13 protein-coding genes and 3 pseudogenes are annotated in these 17012 nt (G+C 56.4%); 4 read left to right on the forward strand and 12 right to left on the reverse strand.

Annotated elements, in window-relative coordinates; translation table 11 throughout:
- Nucleotides 1-79: 79 nt before the first annotated feature.
- Nucleotides 80-568: a DUF3015 domain-containing protein gene (locus tag AACV02_RS17540; RefSeq protein ID WP_083356699.1), complete on the reverse strand. Its 489-nt coding sequence runs from the start codon at nucleotides 566-568 to the stop codon at nucleotides 80-82.
- Between the two features lie 280 nt (nucleotides 569-848).
- On the opposite strand from AACV02_RS17540, the gene AACV02_RS17545 reads away from it, so the two are divergent.
- Together AACV02_RS17545 and AACV02_RS17550 are read left to right on the forward strand one after the other, a co-directional pair.
- Nucleotides 849-3287: a Lon protease family protein gene (locus tag AACV02_RS17545; RefSeq protein ID WP_106579281.1), complete on the forward strand. Its 2439-nt coding sequence runs from the start codon at nucleotides 849-851 to the stop codon at nucleotides 3285-3287.
- 315 nt (nucleotides 3288-3602) lie between these two features.
- Nucleotides 3603-3932 (forward strand): PA4575 family protein, encoded by a 330-nt coding sequence (locus AACV02_RS17550; RefSeq protein ID WP_106579280.1) that lies wholly within the window; start codon nucleotides 3603-3605, stop codon nucleotides 3930-3932.
- Between the two features lie 4 nt (nucleotides 3933-3936).
- On the opposite strand, the gene AACV02_RS17555 is transcribed toward AACV02_RS17550, so the two are convergent.
- Nucleotides 3937-5757 carry a hypothetical protein gene (locus AACV02_RS17555; protein ID WP_119740993.1) on the reverse strand — a complete coding sequence of 607 codons (1821 nt, stop codon included), beginning with the start codon at nucleotides 5755-5757 and terminating at the stop codon, nucleotides 3937-3939.
- 165 nt (nucleotides 5758-5922) lie between these two features.
- Between AACV02_RS17555 and AACV02_RS17560 the strand changes: the two genes are divergently transcribed.
- Nucleotides 5923-6411 (forward strand): TIGR00645 family protein, encoded by a 489-nt coding sequence (locus AACV02_RS17560; protein WP_106579278.1) that lies wholly within the window; start codon nucleotides 5923-5925, stop codon nucleotides 6409-6411.
- 15 nt (nucleotides 6412-6426) lie between these two features.
- Here AACV02_RS17560 and AACV02_RS17565 read toward each other — a convergent pair whose 3' ends face one another.
- The 7 genes and pseudogenes from AACV02_RS17565 to AACV02_RS17595 form a co-directional block, all read right to left on the reverse strand.
- Nucleotides 6427-7860, reverse strand: coding sequence for an ArnT family glycosyltransferase (locus AACV02_RS17565; RefSeq protein ID WP_119740995.1), 1434 nt, complete (start codon nucleotides 7858-7860; stop codon nucleotides 6427-6429).
- A 127-nt stretch (nucleotides 7861-7987) separates the two neighbouring features.
- Nucleotides 7988-9013 (reverse strand): hypothetical protein, encoded by a 1026-nt coding sequence (locus tag AACV02_RS17570; protein ID WP_119740997.1) that lies wholly within the window; start codon nucleotides 9011-9013, stop codon nucleotides 7988-7990.
- Nucleotides 9014-9119: 106 nt separating this feature from the next.
- Nucleotides 9120-9374 carry a DUF6124 family protein gene (locus AACV02_RS17575; RefSeq protein WP_119740999.1) on the reverse strand — a complete coding sequence of 85 codons (255 nt, stop codon included), beginning with the start codon at nucleotides 9372-9374 and terminating at the stop codon, nucleotides 9120-9122.
- Nucleotides 9375-9829: 455 nt separating this feature from the next.
- The gene (locus tag AACV02_RS17580) at nucleotides 9830-10483 is read right to left on the reverse strand and encodes an RraA family protein (RefSeq protein WP_119741001.1); all 654 of its coding nucleotides are present in this window, start codon (nucleotides 10481-10483) and stop codon (nucleotides 9830-9832) included.
- 27 nt (nucleotides 10484-10510) lie between these two features.
- Nucleotides 10511-11566, reverse strand: a complete 1056-nt coding sequence (locus tag AACV02_RS17585; RefSeq protein ID WP_119741003.1) for an NAD(P)-dependent oxidoreductase — start codon at nucleotides 11564-11566, stop codon at nucleotides 10511-10513.
- Nucleotides 11567-11630: 64 nt separating this feature from the next.
- Nucleotides 11631-11840: a hypothetical protein gene (locus tag AACV02_RS17590; RefSeq protein ID WP_157986848.1), complete on the reverse strand. Its 210-nt coding sequence runs from the start codon at nucleotides 11838-11840 to the stop codon at nucleotides 11631-11633.
- 701 nt (nucleotides 11841-12541) lie between these two features.
- A pseudogene (locus AACV02_RS17595) lies at nucleotides 12542-13156 on the reverse strand (integrase arm-type DNA-binding domain-containing protein); the annotation flags it as partial.
- 980 nt (nucleotides 13157-14136) lie between these two features.
- On the opposite strand from AACV02_RS17595, the pseudogene AACV02_RS17600 reads away from it, so the two are divergent.
- A pseudogene (locus tag AACV02_RS17600) lies at nucleotides 14137-14543 on the forward strand (transposase); the annotation flags it as partial.
- A 183-nt stretch (nucleotides 14544-14726) separates the two neighbouring features.
- Here AACV02_RS17600 and AACV02_RS17605 read toward each other — a convergent pair.
- The 3 genes and pseudogenes from AACV02_RS17605 to AACV02_RS17615 all read right to left on the reverse strand — a co-directional run.
- Nucleotides 14727-14846, reverse strand: a pseudogene (locus tag AACV02_RS17605) (Mg chelatase-like protein); the annotation flags it as partial.
- Between the two features lie 136 nt (nucleotides 14847-14982).
- Complete coding sequence (locus tag AACV02_RS17610; protein ID WP_119741005.1) at nucleotides 14983-15651, reverse strand: hypothetical protein; 669 nt, start codon at nucleotides 15649-15651, stop codon at nucleotides 14983-14985.
- Nucleotides 15648-16895, reverse strand: coding sequence for an AAA family ATPase (locus tag AACV02_RS17615; RefSeq protein ID WP_119741007.1), 1248 nt, complete (start codon nucleotides 16893-16895; stop codon nucleotides 15648-15650). The genes AACV02_RS17610 and AACV02_RS17615 overlap by 4 nt, the downstream gene beginning before the upstream one ends.
- Nucleotides 16896-17012: the final 117 nt, after the last annotated feature.

Here is a 17012-nt window from a genome sequence, read left to right on the forward strand (position 1 = left end):
AAGTCGGAAATAGTGAGACCCAAAGGGGAGGCGGGTCCAAAATAAAACCCGCGCCTCGAAAGGCGCGGGCGGGTCGAGCTTAAGCCTGGGTAGCGTATTTTGCCAGGCGGGCATCGCTTTTCAGTACAGCCAGGGTGTTGTTGTGCACGTCATCGGCGGTCACGTCAGCTTTGCTGAAGATCTGCTGGAAGTGCTCGTGGGTCACGGCCGCGAAGTGATCGCGATCTTCCGGTGCAACGCCCAGTACCACCGCGTAGGTGGTCAGCGCTTCGCCGTTGCCTTTGGCCATGTCTTCGGACAGCTCGTTCATCATGCCATTCATGGCAATCCAGGACTTGCCGCCGTAGGTCAGGGCGCTGTTGGTGCTGCAACCGTTGGTGCCCGAGGTCATGCCGAAGGTGGCGTTACCCGAGGTGCCGTTGGTGGTGGAAGCGAGGAAGTGAGCTGGAGTACCGCGCTGGCCTTCAAACAACATGTTGCCCCAACCGCAGTTCGGGCCACCTGGTGCTTCTGCCATTGCATTGAGGGAGACGACGGTGAAGAGAGTACCAAGAAGGATCCGTTTCATAGCTTTGTTCTCTTTGTGTGCAAACCAATGGACAAGGGTTCAGGCGCGTCGCAGCGCCCTAGGGGCCAGTTATTAGTCCAACCCGCGCAGTTTGGAGTTTAGGCACGTTCCTGGGGTTCCGTTATTTTTTATAAAACAATCGGAGTGATTGCGCACCGTTGTCGCGATTTTTTTGTAGGACGCCTCCCGTGTCTACGCTTTCCCACAGGCGCGCCTTGCCAGAGCGCGCAACCGAGAGCCAGAATGCCGTCATCTGCCCCGCCTGATGTAAGGAAGCCCGATGCCTGATCCTGTTGCTGCCAGCTTGCGTCTAGCGCCTGAAGCGCTGACTCGCCCTTTCTCCGCTGAACAGTTCAGCTTCTCGACCACCAATGATTTGGAGCCCTTTCGCGGTGTGCTCGGCCAGGAACGCGCAGTTGAAGCGTTGCAGTTCGGTGTGGCGATGCCACGCCCCGGTTACAACGTGTTTGTCATGGGCGAGCCCGGTACCGGCCGCTTTTCGTTCGTCAAACGCTACCTGAAAGCTGAAGGCAAACGTCTGCAGACCCCGTCGGACTGGGTCTACGTCAATAATTTTGATGAGCCGCGTGAGCCACGCGCCCTGGAATTGCCGGGCGGCGGCGCAGCGGCGTTCATCGCCGATATCAACGCGCTGGTCGACAACCTGGTCGCCACTTTCCCGGCGGTGTTCGAACACCCCACCTATCAACAGCGCAAAAGCGCCATCGACCGCGCCTTCAACCAGCGCTACGACAAGGCTCTGGACGTGATCGAGCGTCTGGCCCTTGAAAAGGACGTGGCGCTGTACCGCGACAGCACCAACATCGCGTTCACGCCGATGCTTGATGGCAAGGCGCTGGACGAGGCCGAGTTTTCGCAGCTGCCGGAAGCTGATCGTGAGCGCTTCCACACAGATATTTCCGAGCTGGAAGAGCGGCTCAACGAAGAGTTGGCCAGCCTGCCGCAGTGGAAACGTGAGTCCAACAACCAACTGCGCCAATTCAACGAAGAAACCATCACCCTGGCCCTGCAGCCTTTGCTGGCGCCGCTGTCCGAAAAGTACGCAGAAAACGCAGCGGTGTGCGGCTACTTGCAAGCCATGCAGGTGTACCTGCTTAAAACCGTGGTCGAGCAACTGGTGGATGATGCCAAGACCGACGCCCAGGCCCGCAAGTTGCTCGAAGAGCAATACTGCCCCAGCCTGGTGGTCGGCCACCCGGTCAATGGCGGCGCGCCGGTGGTGTTCGAGCCGCACCCGACCTACGACAACCTGTTTGGCCGTATCGAATACAGCACCGACCAGGGCGCGCTCTACACCACGTATCGCCAGTTGCGCCCGGGCGCCTTGCACCGTGCCAATGGCGGTTTCCTGATTCTGGAAGCCGAAAAAATGCTCGGCGAGCCGTTTGTGTGGGACGCGCTCAAGCGCTCCCTGCAGTCGCGCAAGCTGAAGATGGAATCGCCGCTGGGCGAGCTGGGCCGCCTGGCCACGGTAACCCTCAACCCGCAGATGATTCCGTTGCAGGTCAAAGTCATCATTATCGGTTCGCGCCAGCTGTACTACGCGCTGCAGGACGCCGATCCGGACTTCCAGGAGATGTTCCGCGTCTTGGTGGATTTCGACGAAGACATCCCGATGGTCGACGAAAGCCTGGAGCAGTTTGCCCAGTTGCTTAAAACCCGCACCTCGGAAGAGGGCATGGCACCGTTGACGTCGGACGCGGTGGCGCGGCTGGCGACTTACAGCGCACGCCTGGCTGAACATCAGGGGCGGTTGTCGGCGCGCATTGGCGACTTGTTCCAGCTGGTCAGTGAGGCGGATTTCATTCGCCACCTGGCGGGCGACGAGATGACTGACGCGGGGCATATCGAACGCGCGCTCAAGGCCAAGGCCACGCGTACCGGGCGGGTGTCGGCGCGGATTCTCGACGACATGCTTGCTGGCGTGATCCTGATCGACACCGCCGGTGCGGCGGTCGGCAAGTGCAACGGGCTGACGGTGCTGGAGGTCGGCGATTCGGCGTTCGGCGTGCCGGCGCGGATTTCCGCCACGGTGTACCCCGGCGGCAGCGGCATTGTCGACATCGAGCGCGAAGTTAACCTCGGCCAGCCGATTCACTCCAAGGGCGTGATGATTCTCACCGGTTACCTGGGCAGCCGTTATGCACAGGAATTCCCGCTGGCGATCTCGGCGAGTATCGCGCTGGAGCAGTCCTACGGTTATGTGGACGGCGACAGTGCCTCGCTGGGCGAGGCGTGCACCCTGATTTCGGCGCTGTCGAAGACGCCGCTCAAGCAGTGCTTTGCCATCACCGGCTCAATCAACCAGTTTGGTGAAGTGCAGGCGGTGGGCGGGGTCAACGAGAAAATCGAAGGTTTCTTCCGCCTCTGCGAAGCACGCGGGTTGACCGGTGAGCAGGGCGCGATCATCCCGCAGGCCAACGTGGCTACGCTGATGCTTGACGAGAAGGTGCTGCAGGCCGTGCGCGACGGGCAATTTCACATCTACGCCGTGCGTCAGGCGGACGAGGCGTTGAGCTTGTTGGTCGGTGAGCCTGCCGGTGAGCCGGACGAGGAGGGCCAATTCCCTGAAGGCACCGTGAATGCGCGCGTGGTAGAGCGTTTGCGCGCGATTGCCGAGATGATCAGCGAGGATGACTTGAAGGAGGCGGAGAAGGAGCTGGCGCAGCAGGCGTTGGCGGAAGCCAAACCCACCTGATTGTTGTCAGCACGCGGTAAATGTGGGAGCGGGCTTGCTCGCGAAGGCGGTGGATCAGTCAGTATCAATGTGTCTGACAGACCGCCTTCGCGAGCAAGCCCGCTCCCACATTTGATCAGCGGTGTATCGACCACCTCGGTAAATTCGCCACTAAATTGACTCCATCCTCAGGCACCAACGCCCGTTGGTCCCTACAAGCTTGGTTTGTACTGGTTTTCTTCTATTCTCACTTCAAGGGATATCCACAGGAGTCGCTGGACAGAGACAGCCTTGCCCTGCGCGAGGTTGAACACCGATCTACCGAGGGTCGCCGCCATGCCGCGCAACCTTTGCCTTACCCGCCAATGCCTGGGCCTGGTCACCCGTATCGAATGCTCCATTCGCCCTCTCGCTGGGGATAACGGGATGTGGACGCTGTTGTTTGCTGCCGGAATGACCGGCGAACAGCCTTCCACCATCAAGTCTCAAGGCCCGTTTCATGGGCCCTTTGTGGCAGAAACCATTCTGGGATCTATCGTCGAAAGCTTGACGCTGCACGGCTACGAGCTGGCGGACGACCCGCAGATCTGGTGCCTGCACCTGCAGGCACATCTGCGGCAACTCAATGGCGGGCGAGCCCAGACGCTCAGTGATATTCGCCACTGAGCGTTTATTTGCTGTCGGGCTTGTCCAGTTTGACCTCAAAGCCGTATTGCACGGTGTCGAGGTCGGTGCGCTGGTAGCTTTCCAGGCTGGTCGGCTGGCCGTAGAAATAGTGCACGTCAAACAACGCTGTGCCGTATTCCTCGGCACGGTGGCTGACGCCGAGAATTTCCTTCAGGTAGTTGCCGCTTGCGTCCTTGGCGTAGAAGCGCCAGCTGTCGGCGGGAAATTCCTTTTGATCGACAATCAATGCGTTGTCCTTGAGCGACAGGCCCTTGGGCAGCTTGGCAACGTCGATCGTGGCTTTCTCGATGGTGGCGAGAAACAGCGGAATCGAGCCCACCACAAACGCCGGGGTTTCCGGGAACAGGTTGAGATCGTAGGTGAGCGTGCCGGTGGCGGCGTTCAGCTCGAAGGCCTCGGCCGGCAGCTCGATGGGCTCGCCGCGTTGACCTTTGTCGTCCGCCGCAAAGAAGGTGATGGGCGCGTCGCTGTTGTTGCGATCGGCACCGACCAGGTCGTCATTGAAGGTGAACGGGTGGTCAAAGACAATCTTCGCAGCGCTGGCGTCTTCGGTTGATTGGCTGATCGTCACGCTGTTTTTCAGCTGGTCTTCCGTCATTGCCGCGTCTTTGAGCCAGCTGGCAGCGCTGTCGTCGTACACGGTGACCGGCATCGGCAAGGCTTGCACGGTCTTTTGCAGGCTGTTCTTGTCAAAACGCAGCACCGGCAGGTCGAGGTCCTTGCGGGTGACGGTGGCCTTGGAAAAATCCAGGACGTCGACCTGCAGGGTGTCGATCAGGCCATTGAAATACACCTTGGCGTAATGGCTGCTTTGTTTGTGCTCGAAGGCTTTTTGCTCGTCCGTCAGCTGTTTTTCAAAGGCCTCCGACCAGGCTTTCTGCTTTTGCATCTCGGCCAGCTGTTTCTCGTAAAACGCCACTTGCGCGGCGTTTTCGTTGATCGAGCCTGAGCGGGTGAGAAATTGCCCGGTGTTGTCGCGCGCCTGCACCAGCAATGGGTTTGGCGATTCGTCGCCGACTTCCGGCGCCAGGGGCTCGCTGTTGGTCAGCTCGATCTCGGCGTAGTTTTTCTCAAGCAGCAGCAGGTTGAGGGTGATGTTGCCCTCGGTGCGTTTGTGGCCCACGTCTTTTTTCGACAAATCGAAGGTCAGCACTTTGCCCGGCGCCATCACCTCGACCGCGCCTTTGAGGCTGACGGGCTGCGGCTGGCTCTTGTTCTCGGTCTCTACGCCCTCGATAAACGGGTAAGTCACCGTCAAGTCATCGGGGTTGGTCAGGTTGGAGCTGCTCGGGCTGAGCTGGATACCCGGATCGGTTTCCGACCATTCGGGCTGAAAGGGAATGACCTTGTTGTTGCTCAACGTCACCGACTGCCATTCAAGGCCGTGGGGGAAGGGGAATTGGTCCGGGGTGTTGAAGTTGAAGGGGAACACCGGCTGCAAATCGGTCAGGTAGTCGGAATGCGAGGCTTTGCGCAGCACGAACAGGCCATTGATGTAGGTGTCCACCAAGGCCTGGGGCGTGGGGTAGTGCTTGAGCAGGGCGAGGGTGTCTTCGCCGTATTCGGCTTCGATGGGCTTGTTGGCGAGCTTGACCCGCGCCCGCTCCAGCAACAGCAGCGAGCCACCAAGGTCGGCGATGGCGTCTCTGAGCTTGGGGTCTTGAATGCTGTCCAGCGATTGTTCGAACTTCGCGGTTTTCTCTTCGAGGGTGGCCTGCTTCTGCTCTTCTTTGGGCGAGCAGCCGCCAGCCATCAGCAACACCGCACACAGGCCGAAAGTGGCCAAAGGGGATCGCACATCCATTATTCGAGTCTTCCTGTTCGTCAGCATCGAGCCGATTTGATGGGCTCGACACTAGCAGAAAAATTCTCTTACAGATGCCGCTCAGGTCAGTTTTCTCGCGGTTACAGGTGTTTGGTAGCGGCTGGTATACTCGCGGCCATTTTTAGCCAGGCTGTGTGAGATTCAATGGAACGCTTTATCGAAAATGCCATGTACGCCTCGCGATGGCTGCTGGCGCCGATTTATTTCGGCTTGTCCCTGGGGTTGCTGGCGCTGGCGCTGAAGTTCTTCCAGGAAGTGATTCACCTGCTGCCGAGCGTGTTCTCGATGGCCGAGTCCGACCTGATCCTGGTGCTGCTGTCGTTGATCGACATGGCCCTGGTCGGCGGCTTGCTGGTGATGGTGATGATTTCCGGCTACGAGAACTTCGTCTCGCAGCTGGATATCGATGAGAGCAAGGAAAAGCTCAACTGGCTGGGCACCATGGACTCTTCATCGCTGAAGATGAAAGTGGCGGCGTCTATCGTGGCGATCTCGTCCATCCACCTGCTGCGTATCTTCATGGACGCCAAGAACGTCGATCCGCAGCATTTGATGTGGTACGTGATCATCCACATGACCTTTGTGATCTCGGCGTTCGCCATGGGTTACCTGGACAAGCTCACCAAGCACTGATGCCCCGCGCCAGCCTTACTGCTCGACGAAGTAGTAAGGCTGACGGTTGATCGAGATTTCCTTGATCACCGTGACCTTCTCGGCCAGTTGCTCCGTGCGGTCCAGCAACGCGATGTTGCCGGGCTTGGCCGTGAGATAGCTGCGCAGCTCAGTTTCGGTTTGCAGGATCGGCAAGTAGGCCTGCAGATAGAACACGCTGGCCCCGGCGATACGTTCGTTGGGCTGGAACAGCACCACGTGTTTGCCTTGGGCCTGGTAGGCCTGAACCTCACTGATGACGGGCACAAACGACTGGCGCACGTCGGCTTTGGGCGCAAACCAGAACGCCGCCGCCAGGTAACAGGCTATCGCCAGGGTGAACACGCCACCGATCACGCCTCGGTGGACGCGGTACAGCGCCGGTTTGTTGGCTTTGAGCCACGCCAACAACACCCCTGCGTATTCCGCTGCCAGTACAGCGGCGGCAGGCGTGAGTGCCATCAGGTAAACCACGCGCTTGCTCGAAGCCAGGGTCAGCAGGGTGAACTGCGCCACCAGCCAAACACTGAAAAACAACCGGTAGCGGTTACGCACCAGGCTTTTGCGAAAGTGCCACAGGCCCAGGTACACCAGGATGTTCCACGGCAGGAAGGCTTCGGGCAGTTTGGCGATGTAGTAGTAGAAGGGCTCATAGTGCCCGGCCTCGACAAACGAGCCGCTGAAACGCCCGACGCTGTTGGTCCACAGCACTTCGGCCACAGCCTGCATGCCGCCGCGCTGGAACAGGAAGCTCAACCAGATGAGCAACGGCACCAGGGCCAGCAGCGTGAACAGCGCTGGCTTGAGCCAGTCGCCAATGCGCACACGCTTATCCATCACGCTGGTGCTGGCCAGGTACACAAAGATCACGATGCCCGGCATCGCCAGGCCCAGTACACCTTTACTCAGGGTCGCGATGACCATGCCGACGGTGAACAACGCCCAGGCCCACGTACTTGAACCTTCGCGGTCCGGCCGCACAGCTTGATAGAACGCCAGCAGCGCGGTGGTCACGCCGAGGCTGAGCAGCGAGTCTTCCCCCACGCCCCGCACGTTGCCCCAGTAACTGGCCATGGTTGCCAGAATCAGCGCCGCGCAGAATGCCATTGGCCTGGGCCGTCCAAACTTGCGCAGCATCGCGTAAAACAGCATCACGCTGAACAGGCCGGCAAATGCCGACGCCAGGCGCACGGCCCACGTCGTGCCGCCGAACAGGCGAATGGCGCCGGCGTCCAGCCATAGGCTCAGGGGCGGTTTTTCCAGGAAGGGTTCGCGGAACAGGCGCGGGATGACCCAGTCATTGTCCAGGTGCATGGCCATGGCGATCCCGGCGACGCGGGCTTCGGTGGAGCCTTGCAGCTCATGGCCACCCAGGGCAAAGAAGAACAACAAACCAGCGAGAAGGAGCAGCAGAGGAGCGGGACGCGTCATGGTTTCTGGCTACCGGAGCAAGGGACCGTTCGGGGGAACGGCCGTGGCGATCGGCTAGTATCTGCCAGCACTTCTGAACATTTCATGAATGAGTGTCAGTTTTTTGTAAGGCTGGCCGACGTGCAATTCAGGGCAGTTTCAAGCTTGGCACGGCTGCCTTGCCTTGCGCTGTGAGTACCGGCTCCAACTGCTCCCAGGTGAAAGACAAGTCATTGTCGCAGCCGTCTCCCGTGGCCGGTGTCGAGAGTTGCAGGCCTTGGGTGTTGAAGCTCAGGTCAAAGGAGGAATAGCGGTTGATGGCCGGGCAGCCTTCGTCAGTGGTGGTTTGCTTGGCCAGCCAGCGGCTGAATGCGCTGGGCAGCTTGATTTGGCCGGAGTACGGGCTGTCCCATTCTTCGCGCCCACCCAGCCAGGTCCACGGGTCTACGCTGTCGCCGGTTTGCAGGTTCCAGCTGTGCAAGCCCCAACTGATGCCGCCGCGACCGTAACCGGCTGTCCAGCGGTAAAACCGCACGGTGATCCACTGCGACGACCAGTAGAAGGGCTCTACGGTGATTTCACTGGTTGAGGTGCTGCCGCTCTGATCCAGCGCGTTGCGCCGCTCGCGGTAGAAGTCTGCCTGGCCGTCGGGGCTGATTGCCAGGCGCGCCAGGTCGCGGTTGATCTTCTCGATCGCCGGCCCGTCGCCTTCGAGTTTCAAAGTGACCTGCCCGCCCTGGGTTTTCACGTGGTAGGCGTGCTCGCCGAACGTCTTCTTCTCGACCGTTACCGCCGGCGGCACCGCCTCGAGCGGGTTGTTATAGGTGTCGCTGGCGCAGCTGTCCGAATCCGCCCGCTTGAGCGCCAATGCCAGGCTTTTACCGCCCAGTGTTTTACTCCAGGTTCCCGTCAGCGTGTCGCCTTGCGGTTCGTCCAGTTGCCAGAAACCGGTATTCCCCTCTTCGGCCCACGGCTCGCTGGCGTTGGCTTGCGTCAGCTGGATGGGGGTGAGAATGCGCTGGTAGTAATAACTGCCATTGGCCCCGTGAGCCCCGTTGAAACAGGCCGTAATGGAGGACTTGCCCAGCGTGCCTTTCCAGACACCTGCCAGGTCGGCAGCAGAGACGAGCAACGGCGCGCAGGCGAGCGCGAGGACAGCGAGAGGCTTGAGCACGGGTATCGGACTTCCGGTTGTCTGATAAAGGCCGTCAGGGTAATGGGAAGTGTGAGGGGTTTCCAGAGGGCGAGGCGTTGTGAGGCGGCTCGCCCTTTTACGTCGCTTAGGGCTGAGGCGTGTGGCTGGGGAAGGGGTGGGTGCTCAACACACGGTCGATGAGTAGCTCGCCCAAAACGGTCAATTGCTGAGCGGCCAGCAGCGTGTGGCGATGCGAGCCTTCAAGCTTGAAGGCCAGGTCTGTGGTCATGGCGTTCAGGGAGGCGAGGGTTTCGCTGGCTTGGATCAGTAGAGTTTCGGGATCGACGCCTTCAGTAATTGTGAAGAGCGTTGTTGGAGGATTGGGGGTGATTTTTTTCATGGCGCAAACTCCTTGATTGATGGAGTCGCCAGACATCGCTGCTAAACGAAAAGGGTGGCGACTGTACGCGGGTTAGCAGACCAGGAATCAAGGAACCCAGCGCACCCGAAAGTGCCCCACGCACAGCCGCCATAAGCAGTCCAGCGGATGCTGGACAGGTGGTGGCGTTGCAGGCCTTGATATTAACCGAGCTGCTAAACCCGGTCGCTGATTTTGCAGCGACTGGGGGAGGTTAGCGGGGAGGGGAAAGCGCGGCCAGTTCACCAACAGCGCGACATATCGAAGGAAAAATCCGAAGGCCCGCCGGCTGGACTTTCCCTCCTCCAGAAACAACAAAAACCCGCACTGGGCGGGTTCTGTTGATGCGTCGAATGGGTAAATACCCACTGCAATACCGTGCGAAATGGCATTTCACTTGAGCACCCACAGACACTCGCCATCAGTCAACGCTATCGTCAGCTACGTGGGGTTTGGAGTGCGTGGTAACCATAGTCGGCCCGAGCCTGGCGCAACGGCACGCCTGCCTCGATAGCCGCGCGGATATGCTCTTCGGCGTGGTGGACTTCTTCGGCCACCGTCAGCACTTCGCTCAGCGAACCGGCCGGAATCACCACCAGGCCATCGCCATCGCCGCGCAACCAATCATCCGGTTGTACCCGCACGCCGCCCAGCGTCACGGGCGCCTGGATCGCCTCAACACGCACCCGATCCTTGCCGGTGCGCATCCAGTTACCCCGGGAAAAGATCGGGTAATTAAGCTCCAGCGCACGGTCGACATCGCGGCAGATACCGTCAATCACCGTCCCGGCCAACTGCTTACGGGCGGCGGTAGAGGTCAGCAAGTCGCCCCACACGGTGGTGTCGAGCCGCGCCTGGTTGTCGATCACCACCACCTGGCCGGCCTCAAGGTCGTCGATGTAGTCCCCCACCGAACCGCCATCCCGGCCAATAGGGCCGTAGCGCAGGGTCCAGGCTTTGCCGGTGAGATTGAACGTGCGATCCAGGGGCATGATGTCGGTGCACTGGCAAACGATTTTCAGGCGGTCCATCGCATCGCTGAGGTCGGTGCAACTCAGGGCGTTCAGACGGGTAAAAATAGAGGTTTGCATGGTGTGGCCTTCCTTGTGTCCGATAGGTTAAAGCACGCTGGCGGCGTTACTGAATGCATGGATCTTGTCGACGATCTGGCGCGATGCCGCCCTGATTGCCGTGGTGGTATTGCCGGCGATATGCGGCGTCAATTGCGCGCAGGGAATGCCGGTCAGTGGCGACTCGAACCGGTCCTTTTCCAGGGCAAAGGTATCGATGGCGACCGCCTTGATATGCTTGGGAAACTGGCGCATGAAGGCTGCCAGCTGGTGTTCGTCGACGATCCCGCCGCGTGCGGTATTGATCAGGATTGAACCTGGGCGCATCTGCCGGAACTCGGCAGTGCCGAACAAGCCTCGGGTCAGCGTGGTGAGCGGAACGTGGATCGAAACGATGTGCGCCTCGGCCAGTAACTGCGCAAGGTTTGCTCGTCGCTCAAGCTCAAGGCTGCGTGCCACCTGTTCGGTGAAGCGCTCCGACCCGGTGGCGATCACCTTGATGCCCAGCGCCGCCGCCTTGCGTGCCACCTGCCGGGCAATGCTACCGGTGCCCACCAGCCCAAGCGTGAGTTCGGCGTATTCGGAGGTAGGTGCCAAGGTGCCTTTTGCCCAATGGCCGTTGTGGGTTTGGGCGTTGTAGTAATCCAGGTCGCGAGACATAAACAGCGTCTGGGCCACGACGTACTCGGCAACAGCGGCCGCGTTGGAACCTGGCGTGTTGAGTATCGCCACGCCGCGCTGCTCGCACTCAAGCCGATCAATATGATTAACCCCGGTGCCGGCCTGGGCAATAGCGCGCAGTGGCGTGGCCAACGCGGGCGAGCTGGCGGCGCGGATCAGGCTGGCGCCCAGGGGGATGTTCAAGCGCGTCTTGAACACGCTATAACCCCCGGCCCGACTCACGGCGGCAATAAAGGCAGGCTCGTCGTGGCAGTTGATCTCGGCATATTGAATGCGCGTGGTGTAGTGCTGCCGGATGCGCTCTTTGTCTGCGAAATAGTGCAGGTTGAGGGTGACGGCCAGGCCCAGCTCAAGCAAGCGATCAACTTCCTCAAACAATAACGGTGGGCCGGGGGCATCGAGTATCAGGGTAGTAAATGCCATACAGTTGATCCTCTTGGAGGGTAGCGCCTGCCGATACCCAGGTTGCCCTGGGTATCGGGGCTGATCACCAGGTGAAAGGGTGGGCGCTGATGGGATCGACCAGACCTGCATCGGTACTCACGGCCGCGAGGAACCCGCTGTAGAAATCATTCAGCGATGAAGACTGGATGAACTCGGGATTGCTCTTGGCGTAGATAAGAAACAACCGATAGATTCTCAGGTTCTTTTCCTTGCGGTAGACCTCTGCCTTGAGGCTAGGCCACAGGTTGAGCAAGCTGCCTTGTCCAGATACGACAGCGTATCGATTTCGGCGTAGATCCTCAGGCAGGCGCGACTGTGCGGGGTTTGCGAAGCATCATCCGTGTTTGCCTTGAGTGCGTGCTCCAATGCTCGCCATAGAACGTCATGCAGTAACGCAGGGTTGGTATGGCCGATTGATGGGCGAGTTGATGCATTTTCCAGTATGGAGTTGATCACATGATTCATGGGTTCAAGCCTCGATAATTACAAATCCCTTATTTGCATTGCGCCAAACAGGCACAAGCAAAATCATCAATGTCCTAGGCTTAACCCACTGCGTCGCAACGAACGGAACTCTCCTGTTCGCCGACAGAAAGCCCCCCCTTGTCGGTACCGAAAAACGGTAAAAATTGAAACAACTCGTTACATCTGTGAGCAATAAAGCATGTCCCCGTTTTCCAGACAAAAGACCTTTTTGGAATAAATGGCATCAAAAAAATGACAGGGAGCTATTCAATATTGTTGGATGAAGTTCTGATTTTGAGCGCCGATATTTTCTTAAGCGTCTGTTTTTTCGAGATGAAAAAGCTAAAAGAAAAAATAGCCAGAAAAGCGTTGGTGCAACGGCGAGGTATTTTTAGAGGGATATGAAAAAAGTGTCATGAGGCGAACAGCCGCTCCCCGCTCCCATACACGAGCCTTTATATGATCCAAATGAACTCTCGGAGGTTAAATACGCCCGTTGGCGCTTTGAACCTCGTCTTTAACGACATGCGCCAGCGCGACTTCGATCAGCTCCGGATCCCACCCATGCTCATTCAGGACGGTGCTGGCCATGGAGCGCATGCGGTGGCTGACCAAGCGGTCCTGAAAACCCATGCGTTTCAATGCCATGTTGCCGGTCTGGCTATTGGCGACCATCGGGGCATTCACTTCTGATAAGGACGTTGATTTCATGCTCGGACATACACGCAGCGTGAGTGAGCACCAGATGTCTTCGGCATATGCGGGAGTGACGGAATCCTTCTTCAATTACGCGGTGGCCACGTTCTCGAACGTATATTGCGTGTCCGCTCGTTTAGCTTCCTGTAGCTCATCGCGTTGAGCTTTGGGGCCGATACCCTGCGCAAACAGCTCTCTGGCCTCAACGGTTTTCTTCCTAGCTTGCGCAAGAGAAACCTCGGGGTATGAGCCGAGTGCCATGTTGATTCGATTCTTGGTGACGTGCATCGAGCGATTGACTCTGACACGCAGCTGAAGTCCGTCGCCATCGGTGAGGACGTCTTCCTTGTCTCTCGGTTTGATCGCCTTGAGCTGGCGGTCGGAGAGGCGGGTGGTTTGAGCACACATGAGAAGTACTCCATGACACTTTTTGGTCTTCCCAGGATTAGCCCTAGGTAGCCGGGAATACCATTGGGAATACCAAACTGCCTGGAGCTCAAAAAACCTGGAAAGCCTCCAGCAGCCCTGAAACCCCCGTATTCACTGGATTTCAGGCACAAAAAAAGACGTCCGTGGACGTCTTTAGATGTTGAAGTGGTGGAGCCGGGGGAATTAAAAATCTATACATAAAATATTGTTTTAAATAGATTTATTTTGCAGCTTTATTGTTAAGTGCCCCATAAGTGCCCCCGTGCACGTATTTCCGATGAGCGGTTATATGAGGAGTTGAACTGGCGTCCTTAATTATCGTTTTGCGACCTGGCGAGGCCAGTCAACCACTGGGGAGCATTCAATATAGTCGGTCGTGTACAGCATAGCCTCGGTTATCTGGCCAGGAGGGTTTGAGCCCAGCTCAGACCGGGTGCTGGGTAGATGTCAGGTCATGCAGTTGGGTTTTTTCCGCGGTAGCGCACCATGGGCTCATCTAGGAAGATTTGAGCTGGGGTGCGGTATGAGACACTCGATGGTTACCTGTCACAACTGTGGCAAAGCGATGGTTCCGAGAGCGTTATATAGTCGTGGTTTCTGGGGCTACTCGCCATCGTCTAATCATTGCCCCTTTTGCCTGAGTGAGAACTGGCACGGCGGAAATCCAGGGTTAGGGGCTCGGCTGTTCGCGTTGGTTGGCCTGGCTCTTGGTGTTCTGGCCTGCGTGTTGGTAGGAGCTCTTCTGTTCAAGGTGCAGTGGTGGCTTGGTGTCGAAGGACAGTGGCCTCTATTGACGCTGGGCACATGTGCTGTGTCGGTTAGCGCGGGATACCATTTCTACAACTGGTTTGTTGATTGCTGACCGGTGATCATGCAGGCAGCAATCGGCCCAGAGTGTGTAAAAACACCTTCGCGAACCCTTGCTAGGATTTCTGAGGATTTCATCGCAGGGATCGCCCATGAAACGCTTTATCCAAGGTGAACATCGAGGCCAAGGCACCTTACTTCCCGAGAGCCTCGACGACTACGTCAGCGATACCAATCCGGTGCGCGTAGTCGACGTCTTTGTCGACGAACTCGACCTGGTCAATCTGGGTTTTGAAGGTGCCATTCCAGCCGACGCCTGGAGCGAGAAGCTCAACGCAACATCGAGCTGATGTGGTTGACCGGGCGTTTGATGCCGGATTTCAAGACTATCGCCAACTTCCGAAAAGACAACAGCAAGGCCATTCGAGGCGTCTGTCGCCAGTTCTTTGTGCTCTGTCAGCAGTTGGGACTGTTCGGAGAACATCTGGTCGCTATCGATGGCCGTAAATTCAAAGCAGTCAACAACCGCGACCTCAATTTCACCAGGGCCAATTGTCGGCTACAACGTGCAAATAGCGGTCGACACCCAGAACACAAGCAGTTCCGCATCAGCTACAGCTTGTTAGCGAATAAGGCGGCGGTGGATAAGGCCTTGAAGCAGGTGAGCGAGATACAGGATGGGCGGGAGACTGAAGTGCGGCAGACGCCGTTGGTTGATCTGACCAAAGAGTGACTCCGGCCGGAGCATTGCCGGTCGATATTGCAGCCCATCGGCCAAGTGTTCGCGTCTGATCCCGTCGGCTTGTTCAAGGTCCGCCAGCGAGCGCGTGACCTTGGGCAGTCGATGGGCTGCTCGCAACGATTCGGGCACTGCCCGCTCTAGGCCAATGCCGGTTTACAAGAACAACTCATTCGTCCGACATAGCCATAAAATCCATGTAGGAAGGAAAACTCCGGACCATCGCCCACCAACGATCATCGAGACTGCCTCGCTGAATTCAAGGTTCAGGACTAATGGCTCGATAAGCTAAAGTCTCTTGAACAGCCTTGAGAAGGCGCTGATCCCTAGATGAGTTCCTTTTTTTTAATATCCCGATGGTTTCAAGGCGAGAATTCACCATCAAACCTTTGTCTAGTTCAAAAAAACTAACGTGATGCTTGCCTTCATCTGATATCCCTTTGATTATATAATTATCTGTTCCGGAAAATTCGAAATGTTTTTTGGGGTCATGAAAAAAGGGGTGCCAACTTTTGTACCCATAATACTTGCTAGTTGCACCCTTGATTGCAAAGGATTTATGCTTGGGCTCATCTTTAAGCCAGTCATGAGAACCTTTAACATTACGATTGCATCTTATGCACGCCAAAACAATATTATATGGGTGAAACATTAGCTTTAAATACACTTCTTTGGGAAGAATGTGCTCCCGATCCCCGCGAATATGCATAAAAGGCAGGCCGCAATAGATGCAGTTATGACGCTGCGCATGAGACAGTTGCTTATACATCTTCAGCTTAATCGCTTTCATACGATTGGTCTGAATTTTATCCCAGCTCAGATGATTAAAGTCCTCCCTCAATGGGATTGTTTTCAAGTATTCATGCTCTGCAGCAGAAGGGGCAAATCCACAATGTATTTGCCTAAGCCAAACCCAATCGCCGCTCATTTTTTTAGCCGCTCCAGATCTTGGATTATCAGGTTTATAGGATCATCCTTGGAGAGCGAGTACTCCGATAGTTTATTCAAGTAATAAGTGACTTCTGAGCTTTTCGGATTCTCCGCAGAAATTACTTCACAAGCATCAAGCAAGATTTGCTCGAGACGAGTAGAGCGATAACTACCTACGTTGAAACCATCGACGGAGGCAATATCGACGCTCCATCCCTCCATGGAGTTTATTCGCTCCCATGCAAAACTTGATTGATTTCGGGTCAGCGAGATAACAGATGTTTGACTATGTAGGCAATTGATGGCCACAAAAGGCGAGTGGGTAGCAATGACATATCTAAAATTTTCGCCTCCAAACAGATCCTCTAAAAGGGGAATGTACCTAGCTTGCCAATCTGGATGCAGGCTGATTTCTGGTTCATCAATCAGTACGGTCGACGTCAGACCTGCATGCCTGCAAACTTGAGTGAGAGTAAAAAAAATATTTTTCTGCCCCGAACTCATGAAATTTAAACCTAATAAGCTACTACTACCTACACTCAGTGAAAAATTTTTGATAACCCCCAGTTTCCTCAAAGCAGGAATTACTGAGTAGATTTTCATCCGCGATATGTCCCTAAGATCAAATCGCCTTTGAAATTTCAAATCAATAGTTAGAAATTCTTCCAGCAATTGAGTTACTTCAACTCTGGAGATGGCCTCTTCCTCGAAAAGCTTATCAACTGCCGAGCGGCGCGCCTCCGCGCTCTGGATTTCGTCAAGCCTTACCCTGCCGCGGCCACGCCTTGCCGTGACTGCGCTCAATACATATTGATCAAGTTCATCAATATTTTTGACCGCCCCCCCATGAAGCTCACCCCATATGTGGAATTCAGGAGAAACCTCTAGAAAACTACAAATTCTTTCTATTTTATCTGCGAACCCAGTATTGTTTGCGCCAGCTATCAAACTGTCGAAAATCTTGTTATCCAGTGTATTTGTTTGAGTGGAGTTACTAGTAGATCTAACACCAAGATAGATATAATTTTTTCGTTTGGTTGAATAGGGGAATTTGTCCGTAATGGAAAAAGATATTGCAAGGGTGTTCATCCCTTTAAGCGGAAGCGTTTCAGCCAGTTGCGCAAGTATTCCGCTTTTTCCGCGACCATTTTTCCCAATGAGAAGGATGTATTTATTTCGCTTGAGTTCATCTAATATCCCTCCGGATACAGAAGCAACAAATTTTTGGTAGCTCAAATCCATTTCAATTTTTCCAGTAGTAAAATAACTGTTCGGATCTGGTGGTTTAAGGGTAAATAGAAGGCTTGCTTCCTTATTCCACCGATGAAAATATGCCGATTGCTAGTACTAGATGTTTTA

This window comes from Pseudomonas sp. Larv2_ips (assembly GCF_963879675.1).
GTDB lineage: Bacteria > Pseudomonadota > Gammaproteobacteria > Pseudomonadales > Pseudomonadaceae > Aquipseudomonas.